The organism is Janthinobacterium sp. YR213, assembly GCF_900099875.1.
GTDB lineage: Bacteria > Pseudomonadota > Gammaproteobacteria > Burkholderiales > Burkholderiaceae_D > Janthinobacterium > Janthinobacterium lividum.
This window is the reverse complement of record NZ_FNDA01000003.1, coordinates 771,975-787,724: the sequence shown is the minus strand read 5'-3', so window position 1 is coordinate 787,724 and position 15,750 is coordinate 771,975. Positions and strand designations below refer to the sequence as shown.

14 protein-coding genes are annotated in these 15,750 nt (G+C 63.0%); 13 read left to right on the top strand and 1 reads right to left on the bottom strand.

Annotated features, from left to right (window positions below; all coding sequences use genetic code 11):
• The first annotated feature begins 75 nt into the window (after positions 1-75).
• From yiaA to BLT98_RS17400, 13 genes are all read left to right on the top strand, one after another.
• The gene (gene yiaA, locus BLT98_RS17460) at positions 76-507 is read left to right on the top strand and encodes an inner membrane protein YiaA (protein ID WP_034782737.1); all 432 of its coding nucleotides are present in this window, start codon (positions 76-78) and stop codon (positions 505-507) included.
• Between the two features lie 93 nt (positions 508-600).
• Entirely contained in the window at positions 601-2,661 is a 2,061-nt protein-coding gene (locus BLT98_RS17455) for an EAL domain-containing protein (protein ID WP_244517524.1), read from the top strand.
• Between the two features lie 195 nt (positions 2,662-2,856).
• Positions 2,857-4,524, top strand: a complete 1,668-nt coding sequence (locus tag BLT98_RS17450) for a methyl-accepting chemotaxis protein (RefSeq protein WP_092609792.1) — start codon at positions 2,857-2,859, stop codon at positions 4,522-4,524.
• A gap of 24 nt (positions 4,525-4,548) precedes the next feature.
• On the top strand, positions 4,549-5,997 hold the full coding sequence (hemN, locus tag BLT98_RS17445) for an oxygen-independent coproporphyrinogen III oxidase (RefSeq protein WP_070257883.1): 1,449 nt from the start codon (positions 4,549-4,551) through the stop codon (positions 5,995-5,997).
• Between the two features lie 9 nt (positions 5,998-6,006).
• Complete coding sequence (locus BLT98_RS17440; RefSeq protein ID WP_092609789.1) at positions 6,007-6,777, top strand: sulfite exporter TauE/SafE family protein; 771 nt, start codon at positions 6,007-6,009, stop codon at positions 6,775-6,777.
• A gap of 22 nt (positions 6,778-6,799) precedes the next feature.
• Positions 6,800-9,238 carry a heavy metal translocating P-type ATPase gene (locus BLT98_RS17435; protein ID WP_092609786.1) on the top strand — a complete coding sequence of 813 codons (2,439 nt, stop codon included), beginning with the start codon at positions 6,800-6,802 and terminating at the stop codon, positions 9,236-9,238.
• Positions 9,239-9,240: 2 nt separating this feature from the next.
• The gene (gene ccoS / locus BLT98_RS17430; RefSeq protein WP_034782725.1) at positions 9,241-9,417 is read left to right on the top strand and encodes a cbb3-type cytochrome oxidase assembly protein CcoS; all 177 of its coding nucleotides are present in this window, start codon (positions 9,241-9,243) and stop codon (positions 9,415-9,417) included.
• Positions 9,418-9,599: 182 nt separating this feature from the next.
• Positions 9,600-11,027 carry a cytochrome-c oxidase, cbb3-type subunit I gene (gene ccoN / locus BLT98_RS17425; protein WP_034782722.1) on the top strand — a complete coding sequence of 476 codons (1,428 nt, stop codon included), beginning with the start codon at positions 9,600-9,602 and terminating at the stop codon, positions 11,025-11,027.
• 15 nt (positions 11,028-11,042) lie between these two features.
• Positions 11,043-11,657, top strand: a complete 615-nt coding sequence (ccoO, locus tag BLT98_RS17420; protein WP_034782720.1) for a cytochrome-c oxidase, cbb3-type subunit II — start codon at positions 11,043-11,045, stop codon at positions 11,655-11,657.
• A gap of 1 nt (position 11,658) precedes the next feature.
• Positions 11,659-11,862, top strand: a complete 204-nt coding sequence (locus tag BLT98_RS17415) for a cbb3-type cytochrome oxidase subunit 3 (protein WP_034782719.1) — start codon at positions 11,659-11,661, stop codon at positions 11,860-11,862.
• Positions 11,855-12,775, top strand: a complete 921-nt coding sequence (gene ccoP / locus BLT98_RS17410; RefSeq protein ID WP_092609783.1) for a cytochrome-c oxidase, cbb3-type subunit III — start codon at positions 11,855-11,857, stop codon at positions 12,773-12,775. The genes BLT98_RS17415 and ccoP overlap by 8 nt, the downstream gene beginning before the upstream one ends.
• 2 nt (positions 12,776-12,777) lie before the next feature.
• Positions 12,778-14,160 (top strand): cytochrome c oxidase accessory protein CcoG, encoded by a 1,383-nt coding sequence (gene ccoG / locus BLT98_RS17405; protein WP_034782714.1) that lies wholly within the window; start codon positions 12,778-12,780, stop codon positions 14,158-14,160.
• Between the two features lie 102 nt (positions 14,161-14,262).
• Positions 14,263-14,787, top strand: a complete 525-nt coding sequence (locus tag BLT98_RS17400) for a FixH family protein (RefSeq protein ID WP_092609780.1) — start codon at positions 14,263-14,265, stop codon at positions 14,785-14,787.
• Between the two features lie 137 nt (positions 14,788-14,924).
• Here the strand turns inward: BLT98_RS17400 and fnr are convergent, their stop codons facing one another.
• On the bottom strand, positions 14,925-15,683 hold the full coding sequence (gene fnr, locus BLT98_RS17395) for a fumarate/nitrate reduction transcriptional regulator Fnr (RefSeq protein ID WP_092609777.1): 759 nt from the start codon (positions 15,681-15,683) through the stop codon (positions 14,925-14,927).
• Positions 15,684-15,750: the final 67 nt, after the last annotated feature.

Below are 15,750 nucleotides of genomic sequence, written 5' to 3'. Positions count from 1 at the left end.
CTGATGGGACGGCAGGCGCATCCGTGCCTGCCGCCCCGGCCATGCCGGCGGCGCTTGCCTGCCCATGGAGACCCTATGCAGACTTCCCCCATCCAACGTCCCAGCAGCGCCTTTATCGGCGCCTCCTGGGCGGCATTGCTGATCGGCGCCATCACCTACCTGTCCGGCCTGTGGAACGCCAGCATGGCGCTCAACGAAAAGGGCTATTACTTCACCATCCTCATGTATGGCCTGTTCGCCGCCATCTCGCTGCAAAAATCCGTGCGCGACCGCGCCGAAGGCATCGCCGTGACGGGCATCTATTTCGGCCTGTGCTGGATTTCCGTGCTGCTGGCCTTGCTGCTGCTCACGGTCGGCTTGTGGAACGCCACCCTGCAGAACAGCGAGAAGGGTTTCTATGCCATGGCATTCCTGCTCAGCCTGTTTGCCGCCGTCGCGGTGCAAAAGAATGTGCGCGACGTGGCGCGTGCCTCGGCCGCCTCGCCCGCCGAGGCACCGGGAACTTAAATAGCGGCAGCGCGTCTATTCCTGTATCCATGTCGGGAGAGGATGATGGGCGACCAGCAGAAACGTTTACAGATGGCACTAGAGGCGGCGCACATGGCGATCTGGGATTCGCGCATCGTCGATGGCCAGGTCATCGACGGCACGGTCAGCTGGTCGGCCAAGGGCGCCACCTTGCTGGGCCTGGAAGAGCGCGCGCTGACGCAGCCATTTCGCAGCTTTCTCGACTGCGTGCACACTGGCGACCGCGACAAGGTGATCAAAGTGCTGCAGGACGGCGTGCGCCGGCGCGGCGGCTACGCCCTGCAATACCGCGTCGTCTGGCCCGACGGCAGCGAACACTGGCTGGCGGCCAAGGCGCACATCTTCATGGATGCCGGCGGGCAGCCCGAACGCACCCTGGGCATCATCTGGGATATCACCGAACACATGGCGCGCGAGCTCATGATCGCCGAGCGCAAGGAACTGGCCGAAGTGACGCTCAGTTCCATCGGCGATGGCGTCATCACCACCGATCCGCACGGCAAGACGCGCTACCTGAACCGGGTGGCCGAGCAATTGACGGGCTGGAGCAACGAGCTGGCGCAGGGCCGGGACATCGGCCAGACCATGCCGCTGGCCGATGAACGCACGGGCGAAGCACGCGAGCACGTGGCCATGCGCTGCCTGCAACAGCGCCAGGCCATCGGCATTTCCCCCCGCTCGCAACTGATCACGCGCGAAGGGCGGCGCATCGCCATCGAAGAATCGGCCGCGCCCATCTGGTCGCGCGACGGCGATATCCTCGGCGCCGTCGTCGTCTTCCGCGACGTCAGCCACGAGCGCAAGCTGAGTCAGCAACTGTCGTGGCAAGCCACGCACGACGCCCTGACGGGGCTGATCAACCGGCGCGAATTCGAACACCTGGTGGCCGGCGCCCTGCACACGGCCAAGCAGGATGGCCACATGCATGCGCTGCTGTACCTGGACCTGGATCAGTTCAAGGTCATCAACGACACCAGCGGCCATGGCGCCGGCGACGTGCTGCTGCAGCTGCTGGCCAAGATGCTGCAGGCGCGCATGCGCGACAGCGACATCCTGGCGCGCCTCGGCGGCGATGAACTGGGCGTGCTGCTGCCGCACTGTCCGCTCGAGCATGCGCGCCAGATCGGCGAACAGCTGCGCCAATCCATCCGCGATTTCCGTTTCGCCTGGGATAACCGCAGCTTCGAGCTGGGCGTGAGCATCGGCATCGTGGAAATCAACGAGGACAGCAAGTCCATGAGCGAGCTGCTGAGCGCCGCCGACCAGGCCTGCTACCTGGCCAAGGAGCAGGGCCGCAACCGCATCCATGTCTACCAGGAGTCGGACGTCATGCTGGCGCAGCGGCATGGCGAAATGCTGTGGATCTCGCGCCTGAACGAAGCGTTCGCGCACGATTATTTCCGCCTGTACGCCATGCCCATCGTGCACCTGCACGACAGCCCGGAATACCACGACGAAGTGCTGATCCGCATCCACAACAGCCAGGGCGACCTGATCTTGCCGGGCGCCTTCATTCCGGCCGCCGAACGCTACGACATGATGCTGTCCATCGACCGCTGGGTCATCCGTGCCGTCTGCCACCATATCCAGAGCGTGCGCGACAGCCTGCCGCCTTTGGCCGCGCTGGCGGAAAGCCGGCGCCGCGCACCGGCCCTGTATTCCGTCAACCTGTCGGGCATGTCGCTGGCCGATGCCGGCTTGCACGACTACATCACCGAGCAGTTCGTAGAATTCGCGATTGCCCCCGAGCAAATCTGCTTTGAAATCACGGAAACGGCCGTCATCGCCAACCTGCCCAAGGCGCAGGTGTTCATGCGCCAGCTCAAGGCCCTGGGCTGCCGCTTTTCGCTTGACGACTTCGGCAGCGGCTTTTCCTCGTTCGGCTACCTGAAGGCCCTGCCCGTCGACTATTTGAAGATCGACGGCGTCTTCGTGCGCGACATCGCCACCAATGCCATCAACCGCGCCATGGTCAAGGCCATCAATGAGGTGGGCCACGTGATGGGCTTGAAAACGGTGGCCGAATACGTGGAAGACGACGCCACCCTGGCCGTCATCCGCGAACTGGGCATCGACTACGCGCAAGGCTACGCCGTGGGCAGCCTGCGCCCCCTGACGGCGGGTATCGATTAGCCGCTGCCGACAACCAGTGCCTTTAAAACAATGCCGCATTGCTATCGCTAAATGCGTGCAAGCACGACCAATCTTGAGGATTTTGATCTACATCAATAAATTTGCGCAGGCGACTCCTTACACTGATCTCCATTCTTGCAATCGTGCAAGTCTTACTCACCAATTGCCTATTTAACTGATCAGGAAGCCGCGACCATGCGACAAAATTTGCCAGTGACTAACCGTGAAGTCCTCGTCCTGGACGATCAGGCCATCGTGTCGAAAACGGATATGAACGGCAATATCGTGTATGTGAACCCCTACTTCAGCCAGGTCAGCGGCTTCAGCGAGGCAGAGCTGCTCGGTTCGCCCCAGAACATCGTGCGCCACCCGGACATGCCGGCCGAAGCGTTTGCCGACCTGTGGGCCTCGATCCAGGCTGGCACGCCGTGGACGGGCCTGGTCAAGAACCGCTGCAAGAACGGCGACTTTTACTGGGTGCGCGCCAACGTCACGCCCATCCGCGAAGCGGGCAAGACCATCGGCTACATGTCCGTGCGCGTGAAAGCGGACAAGGACCAGGTCAAGGCGGCCGAAGAAGCCTATGCGGCCATCCGCAACAAGGAAGGCGGCAACATCGTCATCAAGAACGGACAGATCGTGCGCCCGGGCCTGGCGCACCTGCTGCACAACCTGACGCACATGTCGCTCAACCTGCGCATCTGGGCCGCCACCTCCATCGTCAACTGCCTGCAGCTGCTGGTGTGCGTCATCAGCCTGTTCGCCAGCGGCGGCCAGATCACCAATTACGCCATCTTCGGCGCCACCCTGTTCGGCTTCCTGATCAACGTCTTCCTCTGGTACACCTTGCGCATGTCCGTGCTCAAGCCGCTGGGCAAGGCCCTGAACGGCGCGCGGGCCATTGCCGCCGGCGACCTGTCCGGCAGTTTTGAAACGGAAAGCACGGATGAAGTGGGGCAACTGCTGCGCGCGCTGCAACAGATGAACAGCAACCTGATCGCCACCATCCGCGACGTGCGCATCAACGTGGAAACCATGGCCGTGGCCACCAAGCAAATCGCCGTCGGCAATATGGACCTCTCGGGCCGCACGGAATCGCAGGCCGCCAGCCTGGAAGAGACGGCCTCGAGCATCGAGGAATTCTCGTCGACCGTGAAACAGAATGCGGACAACTCGGTGCAGGCGAATGAACTGGCCGTGGCCGCCTCAAAAGTGGCCGTGCAGGGCGGCGAGATCGTTTCCGAAGTGATCACCACCATGGACGAGATCAACACCTCGTCGAAGAAGATCGTCGACATCATCGGCCTGATCGAAGGCATCGCCTTCCAGACCAACATCCTGGCCTTGAACGCGGCCGTGGAAGCGGCGCGCGCCGGCGAGCAGGGCAGGGGCTTCGCCGTCGTGGCGGGCGAAGTGCGCAACCTGGCGCAGCGCTCGTCCGTGGCAGCCAAGGATATCAAGCAACTCATTGAAATTTCCGTCGGCAAGGTGGGCGCCGGCATGCTGCAGGTGAACCGCGCCGGCGCCACCATGGAACAGGTGGTCAGCTCCGTCAAGCAGGTGACGGCCATCATGCAGGAAATTTCCATCGCTTCGCGCGAACAGAGCATCGGCGTCGACCAGGTCAACCAGGCCATCGCCCACATGGACCAGGTGACGCAGCAGAACGCGGCCCTGGTGGAAGAAGCCGCCGCGGCCGCCACGCGCCTGGCGGAAGAAGCAGCCAGCCTGTCGCAAGCCGTGAGCCTGTTCAATTTCGGCAAGATGCCGCCACCGCGCCGCGTCGCCATGCCTGGCGGCAAATCGGGTGCTGCGGGCGCCGCGAACGCCGGCAAACCCGCCATGAAACGCCTGGCCGCCTAAACCTTTCAAGACTTCATACACACCATGCCTACACTACTCAGCAGTGCTTCCGCCGACCTGGACGCCGTCGTCGAATTCGACCCGGTCATCATCGGCAAGATGAGCCAGTCCGGCCCGCGCTACACGTCCTATCCGACCGCCGACCGTTTCAATGCGGAATTTGGCTACGGCAACTTCCTCGAAGCGCTGGCCGCCTTGCGCATGCGCGGCGGCCGCCGTCCGCTGTCGCTGTACGTGCATGTGCCGTTCTGCGACACCCTGTGCTACTACTGCGCCTGCAACAAGATCATCACGAAAGACCGCAGCAAGGCCGCCACCTACCTCAGCTATCTGAAACAGGAAATCGCCATGCAGGGCAAGCTGTTTGCCGGCATGAACCAGATCGAGCAGCTGCATTTCGGCGGCGGCACACCCACTTACCTGAGCGAAAAGCAGATGGACGAACTGATGGCCCATTTGCGCCAGCATTTCGAGTTCGCGTCCGATGAAGACGGCGAATATTCGATCGAGATCGATCCGCGCACCGTGTCGCGCGAGCGCGTGTTTTCCCTGCGCGCGCAAGGTTTCAACCGCATCAGCCTGGGCGTGCAGGATTTCGACGCCGACGTGCAAAAGGCCGTCAACCGCATCCAGCCGGAAGCGGAGACGGTGGCCATCATGCAGGCGGCGCGCGATGCCGGTTTCCGCTCGATCAGCATCGACCTGATCTACGGCTTGCCCAAGCAAAGCCTGGACACCATGACGGAAACCTTGCGCAAGGTCATTTCCGCCAGCCCCGACCGCATCGCCCTGTACCACTACGCGCACATGCCGCACCTGTTCAAGCCGCAGCGCCGCATCCTCGACGCCGACATGCCCGACAGCGCCACCAAGCTGGCCATGCTGGGCCTGTGCATCGCGCGCCTGACGGCCGCCGGCTATGTCTACATCGGCATGGACCATTTCGCCAAGCCGACGGACGATCTGGCCGTGGCGCAGCGCCAGGGCCGTTTGCACCGCAACTTCCAGGGCTATTCCACGCGCGCGGAAGCGGACCTGATCGCCTGCGGCGTGTCGGCCATCAGTTCCGTCGGCGCCGTCTACAGCCAGAATGAAAAGACGCTCGACGCGTACTATGAAAAGCTCGACGAAGGCGTGCTGCCGATCGCGCGCGGCATCAAGCTCGATACGGACGATTTGTTGCGCCGTATCATCATCCAGATGCTGATGTGCAATTTCGAATTGTCGATCGCCAGCATCGAGCAAGCGCACCCCGTCAAATTCCGCAGCTATTTCGCCGCCGAACTGGACAAGCTGCGCGAACTGGCGCGCGACGGCTTGCTCGTCATCGAGGAAGACTGGCTGACGGTGACGCCGAAAGGGCGCTTGCTGATCCGCAATATCTGCATGGTCTTCGACCGCTACCTGACCCTGGCGCGCGCCAACACGGCGCCCGACGCCGTGCAGCCGCTGCGCTACTCGAAAACGGTGTAGCGCAACGCGATGAATGCCCTCAGCCTCGTGCCCATGTTCCTGGTCGGCCTGGCCGGCAGCGTGCACTGCATCGGCATGTGCGGCGGCATCGTCGGCGCCTTGTCGCTGGGCGGGGGCGCACCGGCGGCGCCCGTGCGCCCCGTCATTTCCATCGCCGTGGCGCGCCCCGCATTGCAGACCAGCGTGCAAGCGAACGTGCTGCGCGTGCTGGCGTACAACGGCGGGCGCATCGGCAGCTACATGCTGGCCGGCGCCATGGCCGGCAGCCTGGCGGGCGCCGGCATGCTGCACCTGGCATCATTGCAGGTGGCCGGCTACTGGCTGGCCAACCTGATGCTGGTGGCTTTGGGCCTGTACCTGATGGATGCCTGGCGCGGCCTGGCCCACCTGGAAGCGGCCGGCAATATCGTCTGGCGCCGCGTGCGCCCGCTGCTGAAACCGCTGATGCCGATGGATACGCCGTTCAAGGCGCTGGCCGTGGGCGGCCTGTGGGGCTGGGTGCCGTGCGGCATGGTCTACAGCGCACTGCTGACGGCCATGATGCAAGGTTCTGCCCTGAACGGCGCGGCCGCCATGGCCGCCTTCGGCCTGGGCACCCTGCCCACCCTGCTGGGCATGGGCTTGCTGGGCACGCGCTTGCGCACGCAGATGCAGCGCCGTCCCGTACGCATCGCCAGCGGCTTGCTGGTGCTGGGCTTTGGCTTGCTGGGCCTGCTGCGCGCCGCGAATGGCGTGTCGCTGGGCTGGCTCGACGCCCTGTGCGTCACGGGTCATCCATGAACAGACGCATGAAACCAAACCTATGAATGCTGTTTTACAACCCTCCGCCTGCTTCCATTGCGGCTTGCCCGTCCCGAGCGGTTCCAGCTGGAACGTCACCATCGACGCCGTGCCGCGCGCCATGTGCTGCCCCGGCTGCGAAGCGGTGGCGCAAACCATCGTCGACATCGGCCAGAGCGCGTACTACCGCGACCGCGATGAATACGCCGTCAACGCGTTTGATGCCACCCTGATGCCGCCCGAGTTGCGCCTGTACAGCAATGACGATGCGCAATTCGCGCGCGATGCCAGCAGCTGCGAAGCGACGCTGTCCGTCGAAGGCATCCGTTGCGCCGCCTGCGTCTGGCTGATCGAGCGCCAGCTGACGCGCCTGCCCGGCGTGCAGGCAGCCAGCCTGAACGTCGCCACGGAGCGCCTGTACGTGCGCTGGAGCCGCGCCGAATGCGAGCCGGGCGACATCCTGCAAGCCGTGCGCCAAGTCGGCTATACGGCCTATCCGTACGACGCCGTGCGCCATGGCGAACGCCTGCAAAAAGCCAGCAAGACCCTGGGCCGCCAGCTGTTCGTCGCCGGCCTGTCGATGATGCAGGTGATGATGTACGTGGCGCCCGCCTATCTGGCCGAGGATGGCACGCTGGACGACAATATGGCCAGCCTGATGCGCTGGGCCAGCCTGCTCCTGACCCTGCCGGCCATCTGCTATTCGGCCATGCCGTTTTTCCAGGGCGCCTGGGCCAGCCTGCGCGCGCGCACCCTGGGCATGGACGTGCCCGTGGCGCTGGGCATCCTGGCGGCCTTCTTCGGCAGCGTGGTGGCGACCTTTACGGGCCGCGGCGAGGTGTATTACGACTCGGCCACGATGTTCATCTTCCTCTTGCTGTGCAGCCGCTATTTCGAGCTGCAGGCGCGCCGCAAGGCCGCCTCGGCCCTCGAGCGCCTGCAGCACGCCTTGCCCGCCTCCGCGTCGCTGATGGCGGGCTTCCCGGACAACCGCGCCACCACGCTGGTGCCGGCCGGCAGCCTGGCCATCGGTGACGTCATCCTGGTAAAACCGGGCGAGGCGATTGCCGCCGACAGCATCATCGTCGAAGGCACGAGCGCGCTCGATTTATCCCTGCTGACGGGCGAGAGTGCGGCGCAGCGCAGGAAGACCGGCGAGCGGGTGCCGGGCGGGGCGATCAACGCCAGCGCGGCGCTCATCTTGCGCGTGCTGAAACCGGCGCGCGAAAGCACCCTGTCCGACCTGTTGAAACTGATCGAGCGGGCCGGCAGCGGCAAGCCGCAGATCGCGCAGTGGGCCGACAAGGTCGCCGCCTGGTTCGTGCTGGGCTTGCTGCTGTTTGCCGTCGCCGTGTTCGCCTTCTGGAGCTGGCACGACCCGTCGCAGGCGTGGCCCGTGGCCATCGCCGTGCTGGTCGTCTCGTGCCCCTGCGCGCTGTCTCTCGCCACGCCGACGGCGCTGGCGGCGGCCACCGACAGCCTGCTGCGACGCGGCGTGCTGATCGTCCAGCCGCATGTGCTGGAAACCCTGCACCGCGCCACCCACATCGTCTTCGACAAGACGGGAACCTTGACCCTGGGCCGGCCCGTGCTGCGGCAAATCGAGGGACTCGGCAGCATGAGCGAAGACACTTGCCTGCAGGTGGCCGCCGCGCTGGAAGCGGGCAGCGCCCATCCGCTGGCGCAGGCCATCCTGGCGGCGGCAGACGGGTTGCCAATACAGCAGCCGCGCGCACATGTAGAGCACCTGCAGGAAGTGCAGGGCCAGGGACTCGAAGGCGTGATCAATGGCGTGCGCTACCGCCTGGGCAATGCGGCCTTTGTCGCCGCCCTCGCCGGGCCGCCGCTGGGCGACACGGCCGTCGGCATGCAGGGCATGACGCCGCTGTACCTGGGCACGCAGGGGCGCTGGCTGACGCGCTTTCTACTCAGCGACGCGTTGCGCCCCGAGGCGCGCGACGTGGTCGCGTATTTCCAGCGGCGCGGCAAGCAGGTCGTGCTGCTCAGTGGCGACCAGGAAGCGCTGACGCAAAGCGTGGCGACAGAACTGGGCATCAACACGGCGTGCGGCGAATGCCTGCCCGATGAAAAGCTTGATTTCGTGCAGCAGTTGCAGGCGACGGGCGCCGTGGTGGCGATGGTGGGCGACGGCATCAACGACGCCGCCGTGCTGAGCGGTGCCGACGTGTCCTTCGCCATGGGTTCCGGCGCCGCTCTGGCGCAGGCGCATGCGGATACCGTGCTGCTGTCGAGCCAGTTGGTGTCCGTGCTCGACACGGCGAAAACGGCCGCGCGCAGCATGCGCATCATCCGCGAAAACCTGGGCTGGGCTACCCTGTACAATCTGACAGCCATCCCGGCCGCCGCGCTGGGTTTCCTGAACCCCTGGCTATCCGGCGTCGGCATGGCTGCCAGCTCGGCCGTCGTCATCGCCAACGCCCTGCGCCTGCGGAAAGCCTGAACATGGAAGCACTCTACCTCCTGATCCCCTTGAGCGTCGTGGTCGTCTTCATCGCCCTGTGGGTGTATTTCACGGCCTCGGACGGCGGCCAGTTCGACGACCTCGTCGGACCGGGCCTGCGCGTGCTGCAGGACGACGATACGACGGCCAAGCCGGCGCCCGGCGAACCGCATCCCTGATTTCACCCGCCCGGATTGCCGGGATCTTGCATGGCTTTTTTGACCGAAATATCACTTTATTTCGATGCCAGTTCGCTACGCTTATTTCATCCGGGGAATTTTGATCCACATCAAAGTTTTTTCGCGGTCAAACACTTACTCTCTGGCCACCATCATAAATAGTAATTCCAGGGAGAGTCTTTGTGGATCAATCGCTGAACTATAACTACAAGATCGTGAAGCAATTCGCGGTCGCTACTGTGGTATGGGGCATCATCGGCATGCTGGTTGGCGTTATCATCGCCGCTCAGCTGGCCTGGCCTGCCCTGAACCTCGACATACCATGGCTGACATACGGACGCTTGCGTCCGCTGCACACGAATGCGGTGATTTTCGCCTTCGGCATCTGCGGCCTGTTCGCTACTTCGTACTACGTTGTCCAGCGCACCTGCCAGGTGCGCCTGTTTTCCGACAAACTGGCCGCCTTCACGTTCTGGGGCTGGCAAGCGGTGATCCTGTGCGCCGTCGTCACCCTGCCCTTGGGCATGACACGCGGCAAGGAATACGCGGAACTGGAATGGCCTATCGCCATCCTCATCGCCGTCGTCTGGATCGCCTACGCCATCGTGTTCTTCGGCACCCTGATCAAGCGCAAGGTCAAGCACATCTACGTGGCCAACTGGTTCTTCGGCGCCTATATCCTGGCCGTGACGATCTTGCACGTGGTCAATGGCGCCGTCATGCCAGCCTCGTTCACCAAGTCGTATTCCGCGTATGCGGGCGTGCAGGACGCGATGATCCAGTGGTGGTACGGCCATAACGCGGTGGGCTTCATCCTGACCGCCGGCTACCTGGGCATGGTGTACTACTTCATCCCGAAACAGGCCGAGCGCCCCGTGTACTCGTACCGTTTGTCGATCGTCCACTTCTGGGCGCTGATCTTCACCTACATGTGGGCCGGCCCGCATCACCTGCACTACACGGCATTGCCTGACTGGACGCAATCGATCGGCATGGTCTTCTCCCTGGTCCTCCTGGCACCAAGCTGGGGCGGCATGATCAACGGCATCATGACCCTGTCGGGCGCCTGGCACAAGCTGCGCACCGATCCGATCCTGAAATTCATGATCGTCTCGCTGTCGTTCTACGGCATCGCCACCTTCGAAGGTCCGATGATGTCGATCAAGACCATCAACTCGCTGTCGCACTACACCGACTGGACCGTTGCCCACGTGCATGCGGGCGCCCTGGGCTGGGTGGGCTTCATCACCATGGGTTCGATCTACTACCTGCTGCCGCGCCTGGCGGGCCGCACGCAGATGCACAGCACGCGCCTGGTCGACGTGCACTTCTGGGTGGCCACCATCGGCATCGTGCTGTACATCGCCGCAATGTGGATCGCCGGCGTGATGCAGGGCCTGATGTGGCGCGCGGTCAATCCGGACGGCACCCTGACCTACACCTTTGTCGAGAGCGTGAAAGCGACGTATCCGTACTACGTGGTGCGCGTGGCCGGTGGCCTGCTGTACCTGTCGGGTATGTGCATCATGGGCTACAACACCTGGATGACGCTGCGCGGCAGCAAACTCCCCGTCGCCCGCATTCCGGAACTGAACGCGGCGCACGCCTGATAGGAGCGAAAGCAAATGAAATTTTCACATGCATGGATTGAAAGAAACCCCTGGCTGCTGATCGCCCTGGTCACGGTGGTGATCAGCATCGGCGGCGCCGTCGAGATCGTTCCCCTGTTCTTCCAGAAGAGCACGACGGAGCCGGTCGCCGGCCTGAAACCGTACTCGCCGCTGCGCCTGGCGGGCCGCGACATCTACGTGCGCGAAGGCTGCTACAACTGCCACTCGCAGATGGTGCGTCCGCTGCGCGCGGAAACGGAACGCTATGGCCACTATTCGGTCGCCGGCGAATTCGTCTACGACCGTCCGTTCCAGTGGGGTTCCAAGCGCACGGGCCCCGACCTGGCCCGCGTGGGCGCGCGCTACAGCGACGAATGGCACCGCACGCACTTGAACAACCCGCGCGACGTGGTGCCCGAGTCGAACATGCCGTCCTACCCCTGGCTGGCGAAGACCAAGCTGGTGCCTGACGAGATCATGCCGAAGATGCGCGCCCTGAAACGCCTGGGCCAGCCGTACAGCGATGAAGAGATCGCCGCCGGCCCCGCGCAGCTGCAGGACAAGACGGAAGAAGACGCCCTGGTCGCCTATCTGCAAGGCCTCGGTACATTAATCAAAACAAGGAATTAGCATGGCAATCGAAAACCTGTTTGACAGCGCCAGCAGCGTCATGACGGTGGTTTCCTTTACGACGTTCGTGGGCATCCTGTGGTGGACGTTCAGCCGCAGCAACAGCGACTTCGACGCGGCGGCACGCCTGCCGTTCGCCGACGACGCGCTCGACTATCCGGCCGAAGCCGAAATGACCCTGGCAAAGGAGCATAACCATGGCTGACTTTACCAATGGCTTCTGGAATATTTACATCGTCGTGCTGTCCCTGCTGGGCATCATCGGCTGCGGCGTGCTGCTGTACTCGCAGTCGAAAATCAAAGTGGTCGAGGGCGCCCCTGCTGACGGCACCACGGGCCACGTCTGGGACGAGGACTTGAAGGAACTCAATACGCCGATGCCGCGCTGGTGGATGTGGTTGTTCTACATCACCATCGTCTTCTCCCTGGCGTACCTGTTCCTGTATCCGGGCCTGGGCAACTATGCCGGCAGCCTGGGCTGGAAATCGACGGGCCAGTACGAGGAAGAACTGAAGAAGGCGGAAGCCGACTACGGTCCCCTGTTCAACAAGTACCTGAGCCAGGACTTGAAGACGGTGGCCGCCGATCCGCAGGCGCAAGCCATCGGCCAGCGCCTGTTCCTGACCTACTGCGCGCAATGCCACGGTTCGGATGCACGCGGCAACAAGGGCTTCCCCAACCTGACCGACAAGGACTGGCTGTATGGCGGCGAACCCGACATCATCAAGACCACCATCATGCACGGCCGCAATGGGCAGATGCCACCGATGGGCGCCGCCCTGGGCTCCGAAAAGGATGTCGAGAATGTGGCCCATTATGTGCTGAGCCTGTCCGGCTCGACCTCGGATCCCGTCAAGTCCGTGCTGGGCAAGGCCAAGTTTGGCGCCTGCATGGCCTGTCATGGCGCCGATGCCAAGGGTAACCAGATGCTCGGCGCGCCGAACCTGACGGACAAGACCTGGCTGTACGGCGGCAGCGCCGATACCATCATGGAAACCGTACGCAAGGGACGCAGCAACACCATGCCGGCCTTCAGCGATTTCCTCGGCGAATCCAAGGTACACGTGCTGTCGGCGTATGTCTGGAGCCTGTCGAATCCGCAGGCACCCGCAAAGTAAAAATGGAACCTCAAGTCATCAAGATGTATGCGGCCCGCGAGCAAATCTACCCTCGCGAGGCCAAAGGACGCTACGCTACCTGGCGATGGGTATGCGTATGGCTTACCCAGCTGGCGTTCTACGGCTTGCCGTGGTTGACCTGGAATGGCAGGCAAGCCCTGCTGTTCGATTTGACCACGCGCAAGTTCTACATTTTCGGCGTCGTGCTGTGGCCCCAGGATTTCATCTATCTGGCGGCCCTGCTGATCATCTGTGCGTATTTGTTATTCCTCGTCACGGCCATTGCCGGGCGGGTGTGGTGCGGGTTCTCCTGCCCGCAAACGGTATACACGGAAATTTTCCTGTGGGTCGAACGCCGCATCGAGGGCACGCGCAGCGCGCGCATGGCCCTCGACAAGCAGGGCCCCTCCGTGCGCAAGGCCTTCAAGAAGACCGCCAAGCACCTGGTATGGGGCGCCATCGCCCTGTGGACGGGCTTTACCTTTGTCGGCTACTTCACGCCGATCAAGGAACTGGCGCAGTCGGTGACCACCCTCAATTTCGGTCCCTGGGAATGGTTCTGGGTCTTGTTCTACAGCCTGGCAACCTACGGCAACGCGGGCTGGCTGCGCGAGCAGGTGTGCAAATACATGTGCCCCTACGCGCGCTTCCAGAGCGCCATGTTCGACCAGGACACGCTGATCATCACCTACGATGCCAAGCGCGGCGAACCGCGTGGCGCCATGAGCAAGAAGGCCGGCAACAACGACAAGCTGGGCGATTGCATCGACTGTACCCTGTGCGTGCAGGTGTGTCCGACCGGCATCGATATCCGCAACGGCCTGCAGTATGAATGCATCGGCTGCGCCGCCTGCGTCGATGCCTGCAACAGCGTGATGGACAAGGTCGAGCGGCCGCGTGGCCTGATACGCTACAGCACCGACCATGCGATGGAAAACAACTTCAATTCGAAGCAGATACGCCAGCGCGCCATGCGCCCGCGCGTCTTGATCTACACTTCCATCCTGGCCCTGATCATCATCGCCGTGTGTACCTCGCTGGCCCTGCGCACGCCCCTGAAAATGGACGTGATCCGCGACCGCGGTTCGATGGGACGCGAAGTGGAAGACGGCATGATCGAAAACGTCTACCGCCTGCAGATCATGAATACGTCCGAGCAAAGCCAGCATTTTAAAATCAGCGCTTCCGGCTTGCCGGGCCTGACCTTGCTGACGCGCGAAGAAGTGACCTTGCAGCCGACGGAAACGCTGGGCTGGCCGATCCGCCTGCGCGTGCCGCACGGCGTCGGCGAGAAGGGCTCGAACAAGATTGCGATCGAATTGCAATCGCTGGACGATCCATCGCTGCATGTGCGCGAAAGCGCGGTATTCATCGTGCCACGTTAACAAGGAAAGGCGGACGGGGACCGGGTGCCCTCGCCGCCGCCACGAAGTTGCAGGAAGGCCGGTCCCCATGCGGGGACTGGCTGATTAAACAGGAGAAACAGCATGTCCGACAGTCTGAAACTGCAAGCCCCCGTTGCACCGTGGTACAAGCATCGCTGGCCATGGCTGCTGATGATCGGTCCCGGCCTGTCCGTGGTCGTCGGCAGCTTCATGGGCTATATCGCGTTTACGCAGCCCGATGCGCTGGTGGTGGGCGATTATTACAAGCAGGGCAAGGCAATCAACCAGGATTTGAAGCGCGACACGATCGCCAGCGACCTGGCCATGGATACGCGCCTGTCATATGACGTGGCTGCAGCGCGCCTCAGTGGTTCCGTGCACAGCTTCGGCAAGGCCTATCAGGCGCCGCTGCAGCTGCACCTGGCGCATGCGACCCTGCCGGAAAAGGATATCAAGCTGCTGGTGCAGCCCGATGCGGCCGGCAATTTTTCCGTAGCACTGCCGATGCTCGAGCGCAGCCGCTGGCAAGTGCTGGTGGAAAACGACAAACGCGAGTGGCGCCTGTCCGGCATCTGGACCTGGCCCCTGCAACGCAGCATCGCGCTGCACGCGGATGAAGAGCTTTAACGTACAGCGCCGGGAAAACCGTCGCGAGCGGCAGTGATTTGTGGTTGAGAAGCGCAGCTGTGCTATGCACGGGGGCGCCGAGCCAGCGAGCATCGCAGGCCGCAAAGCGCGACGCGCAGCAGGTTTTGACGGTGCTGTTACTTGCAGGTGTCCGTGCCGGCCGTAATCGCTTTCAACTTGGCCGGCTGCAGGATTTCGATCTCGCGGTTCGAGACGCGCAGCCAGCCTTCCTTCTTGAATTTCGACAATAAGCGGCTGACGCTTTCGATGGTCAGGCCCAGATAGTTGCCGATTTCCTCGCGCGACATGCGCAGCTGGAAATTGCTGCCCGAATAGCCACGTGCTTCATAGCGCGACGCCAGGTTGACGATGAAGGCGGCAAAACGCTGGGTCGCCTGCATATTGCCCAGCAATAGCATGACGCTTTGCTCGCGCGTGATTTCCTGGCTCATCATGCGGTGGAAATGACGCAGCAGGGTCGGCATATTGCCCAGCAATTGTTCCAGGCTGGAAAACGGAATTTCACACACTTCGCTGTCTTCCAGCGCCACGGCATTACAGTGGTGGCGGTCGGCGCTGATGGCGTCCATGCCCAGCAGTTCACCGGCCATCTGGAAACCCGTCACCTGCTCTTCGCCACCCGGATTGATCTGGTAGGTCTTGAAGTGCCCCAGGCGGATCGCGTACAGGTTCTGGAACGAGTCGCCGATGCGGAACAGCGAGGCCCCGCGCACGATCTTGCGGCGGCGGCCGATGATCTGGTCCAGCCTATCCATGTCGCCCACATCAAGGCCCATCGGCAGGCACAATTGATGCATGCTGCAGGTCGAGCATCGTGCACGCAACGCCTCCACGTTCACGGTGGGCAAGGTGGGAGTGAGTAGCGCTTCAGTCATGTCGGTACCTTTTAGAAAATGCAACAACAAGTTTACTGCATACAGCTGCATACAGGGTTGCCGTATG

Coding starts and splice junctions, on each gene's coding strand:
- BLT98_RS17450 (WP_092609792.1), top strand. CDS start 2,857: ATGCGACAAAATTTGCCAGTGACTAACCGTGAAGTCCTCGTCCTGGAC.
- fnr (WP_092609777.1), bottom strand. CDS start 15,683: ATGACTGAAGCGCTACTCACTCCCACCTTGCCCACCGTGAACGTGGAG.
- BLT98_RS17440 (WP_092609789.1), top strand. CDS start 6,007: ATGAATGCCCTCAGCCTCGTGCCCATGTTCCTGGTCGGCCTGGCCGGC.
- hemN (WP_070257883.1), top strand. CDS start 4,549: ATGCCTACACTACTCAGCAGTGCTTCCGCCGACCTGGACGCCGTCGTC.
- ccoS (WP_034782725.1), top strand. CDS start 9,241: ATGGAAGCACTCTACCTCCTGATCCCCTTGAGCGTCGTGGTCGTCTTC.
- BLT98_RS17455 (WP_244517524.1), top strand. CDS start 601: ATGGCGATCTGGGATTCGCGCATCGTCGATGGCCAGGTCATCGACGGC.
- BLT98_RS17415 (WP_034782719.1), top strand. CDS start 11,659: ATGGCAATCGAAAACCTGTTTGACAGCGCCAGCAGCGTCATGACGGTG.
- yiaA (WP_034782737.1), top strand. CDS start 76: ATGCAGACTTCCCCCATCCAACGTCCCAGCAGCGCCTTTATCGGCGCC.
- BLT98_RS17400 (WP_092609780.1), top strand. CDS start 14,263: ATGTCCGACAGTCTGAAACTGCAAGCCCCCGTTGCACCGTGGTACAAG.
- ccoG (WP_034782714.1), top strand. CDS start 12,778: ATGGAACCTCAAGTCATCAAGATGTATGCGGCCCGCGAGCAAATCTAC.
- BLT98_RS17435 (WP_092609786.1), top strand. CDS start 6,800: ATGAATGCTGTTTTACAACCCTCCGCCTGCTTCCATTGCGGCTTGCCC.
- ccoO (WP_034782720.1), top strand. CDS start 11,043: ATGAAATTTTCACATGCATGGATTGAAAGAAACCCCTGGCTGCTGATC.
- ccoP (WP_092609783.1), top strand. CDS start 11,855: ATGGCTGACTTTACCAATGGCTTCTGGAATATTTACATCGTCGTGCTG.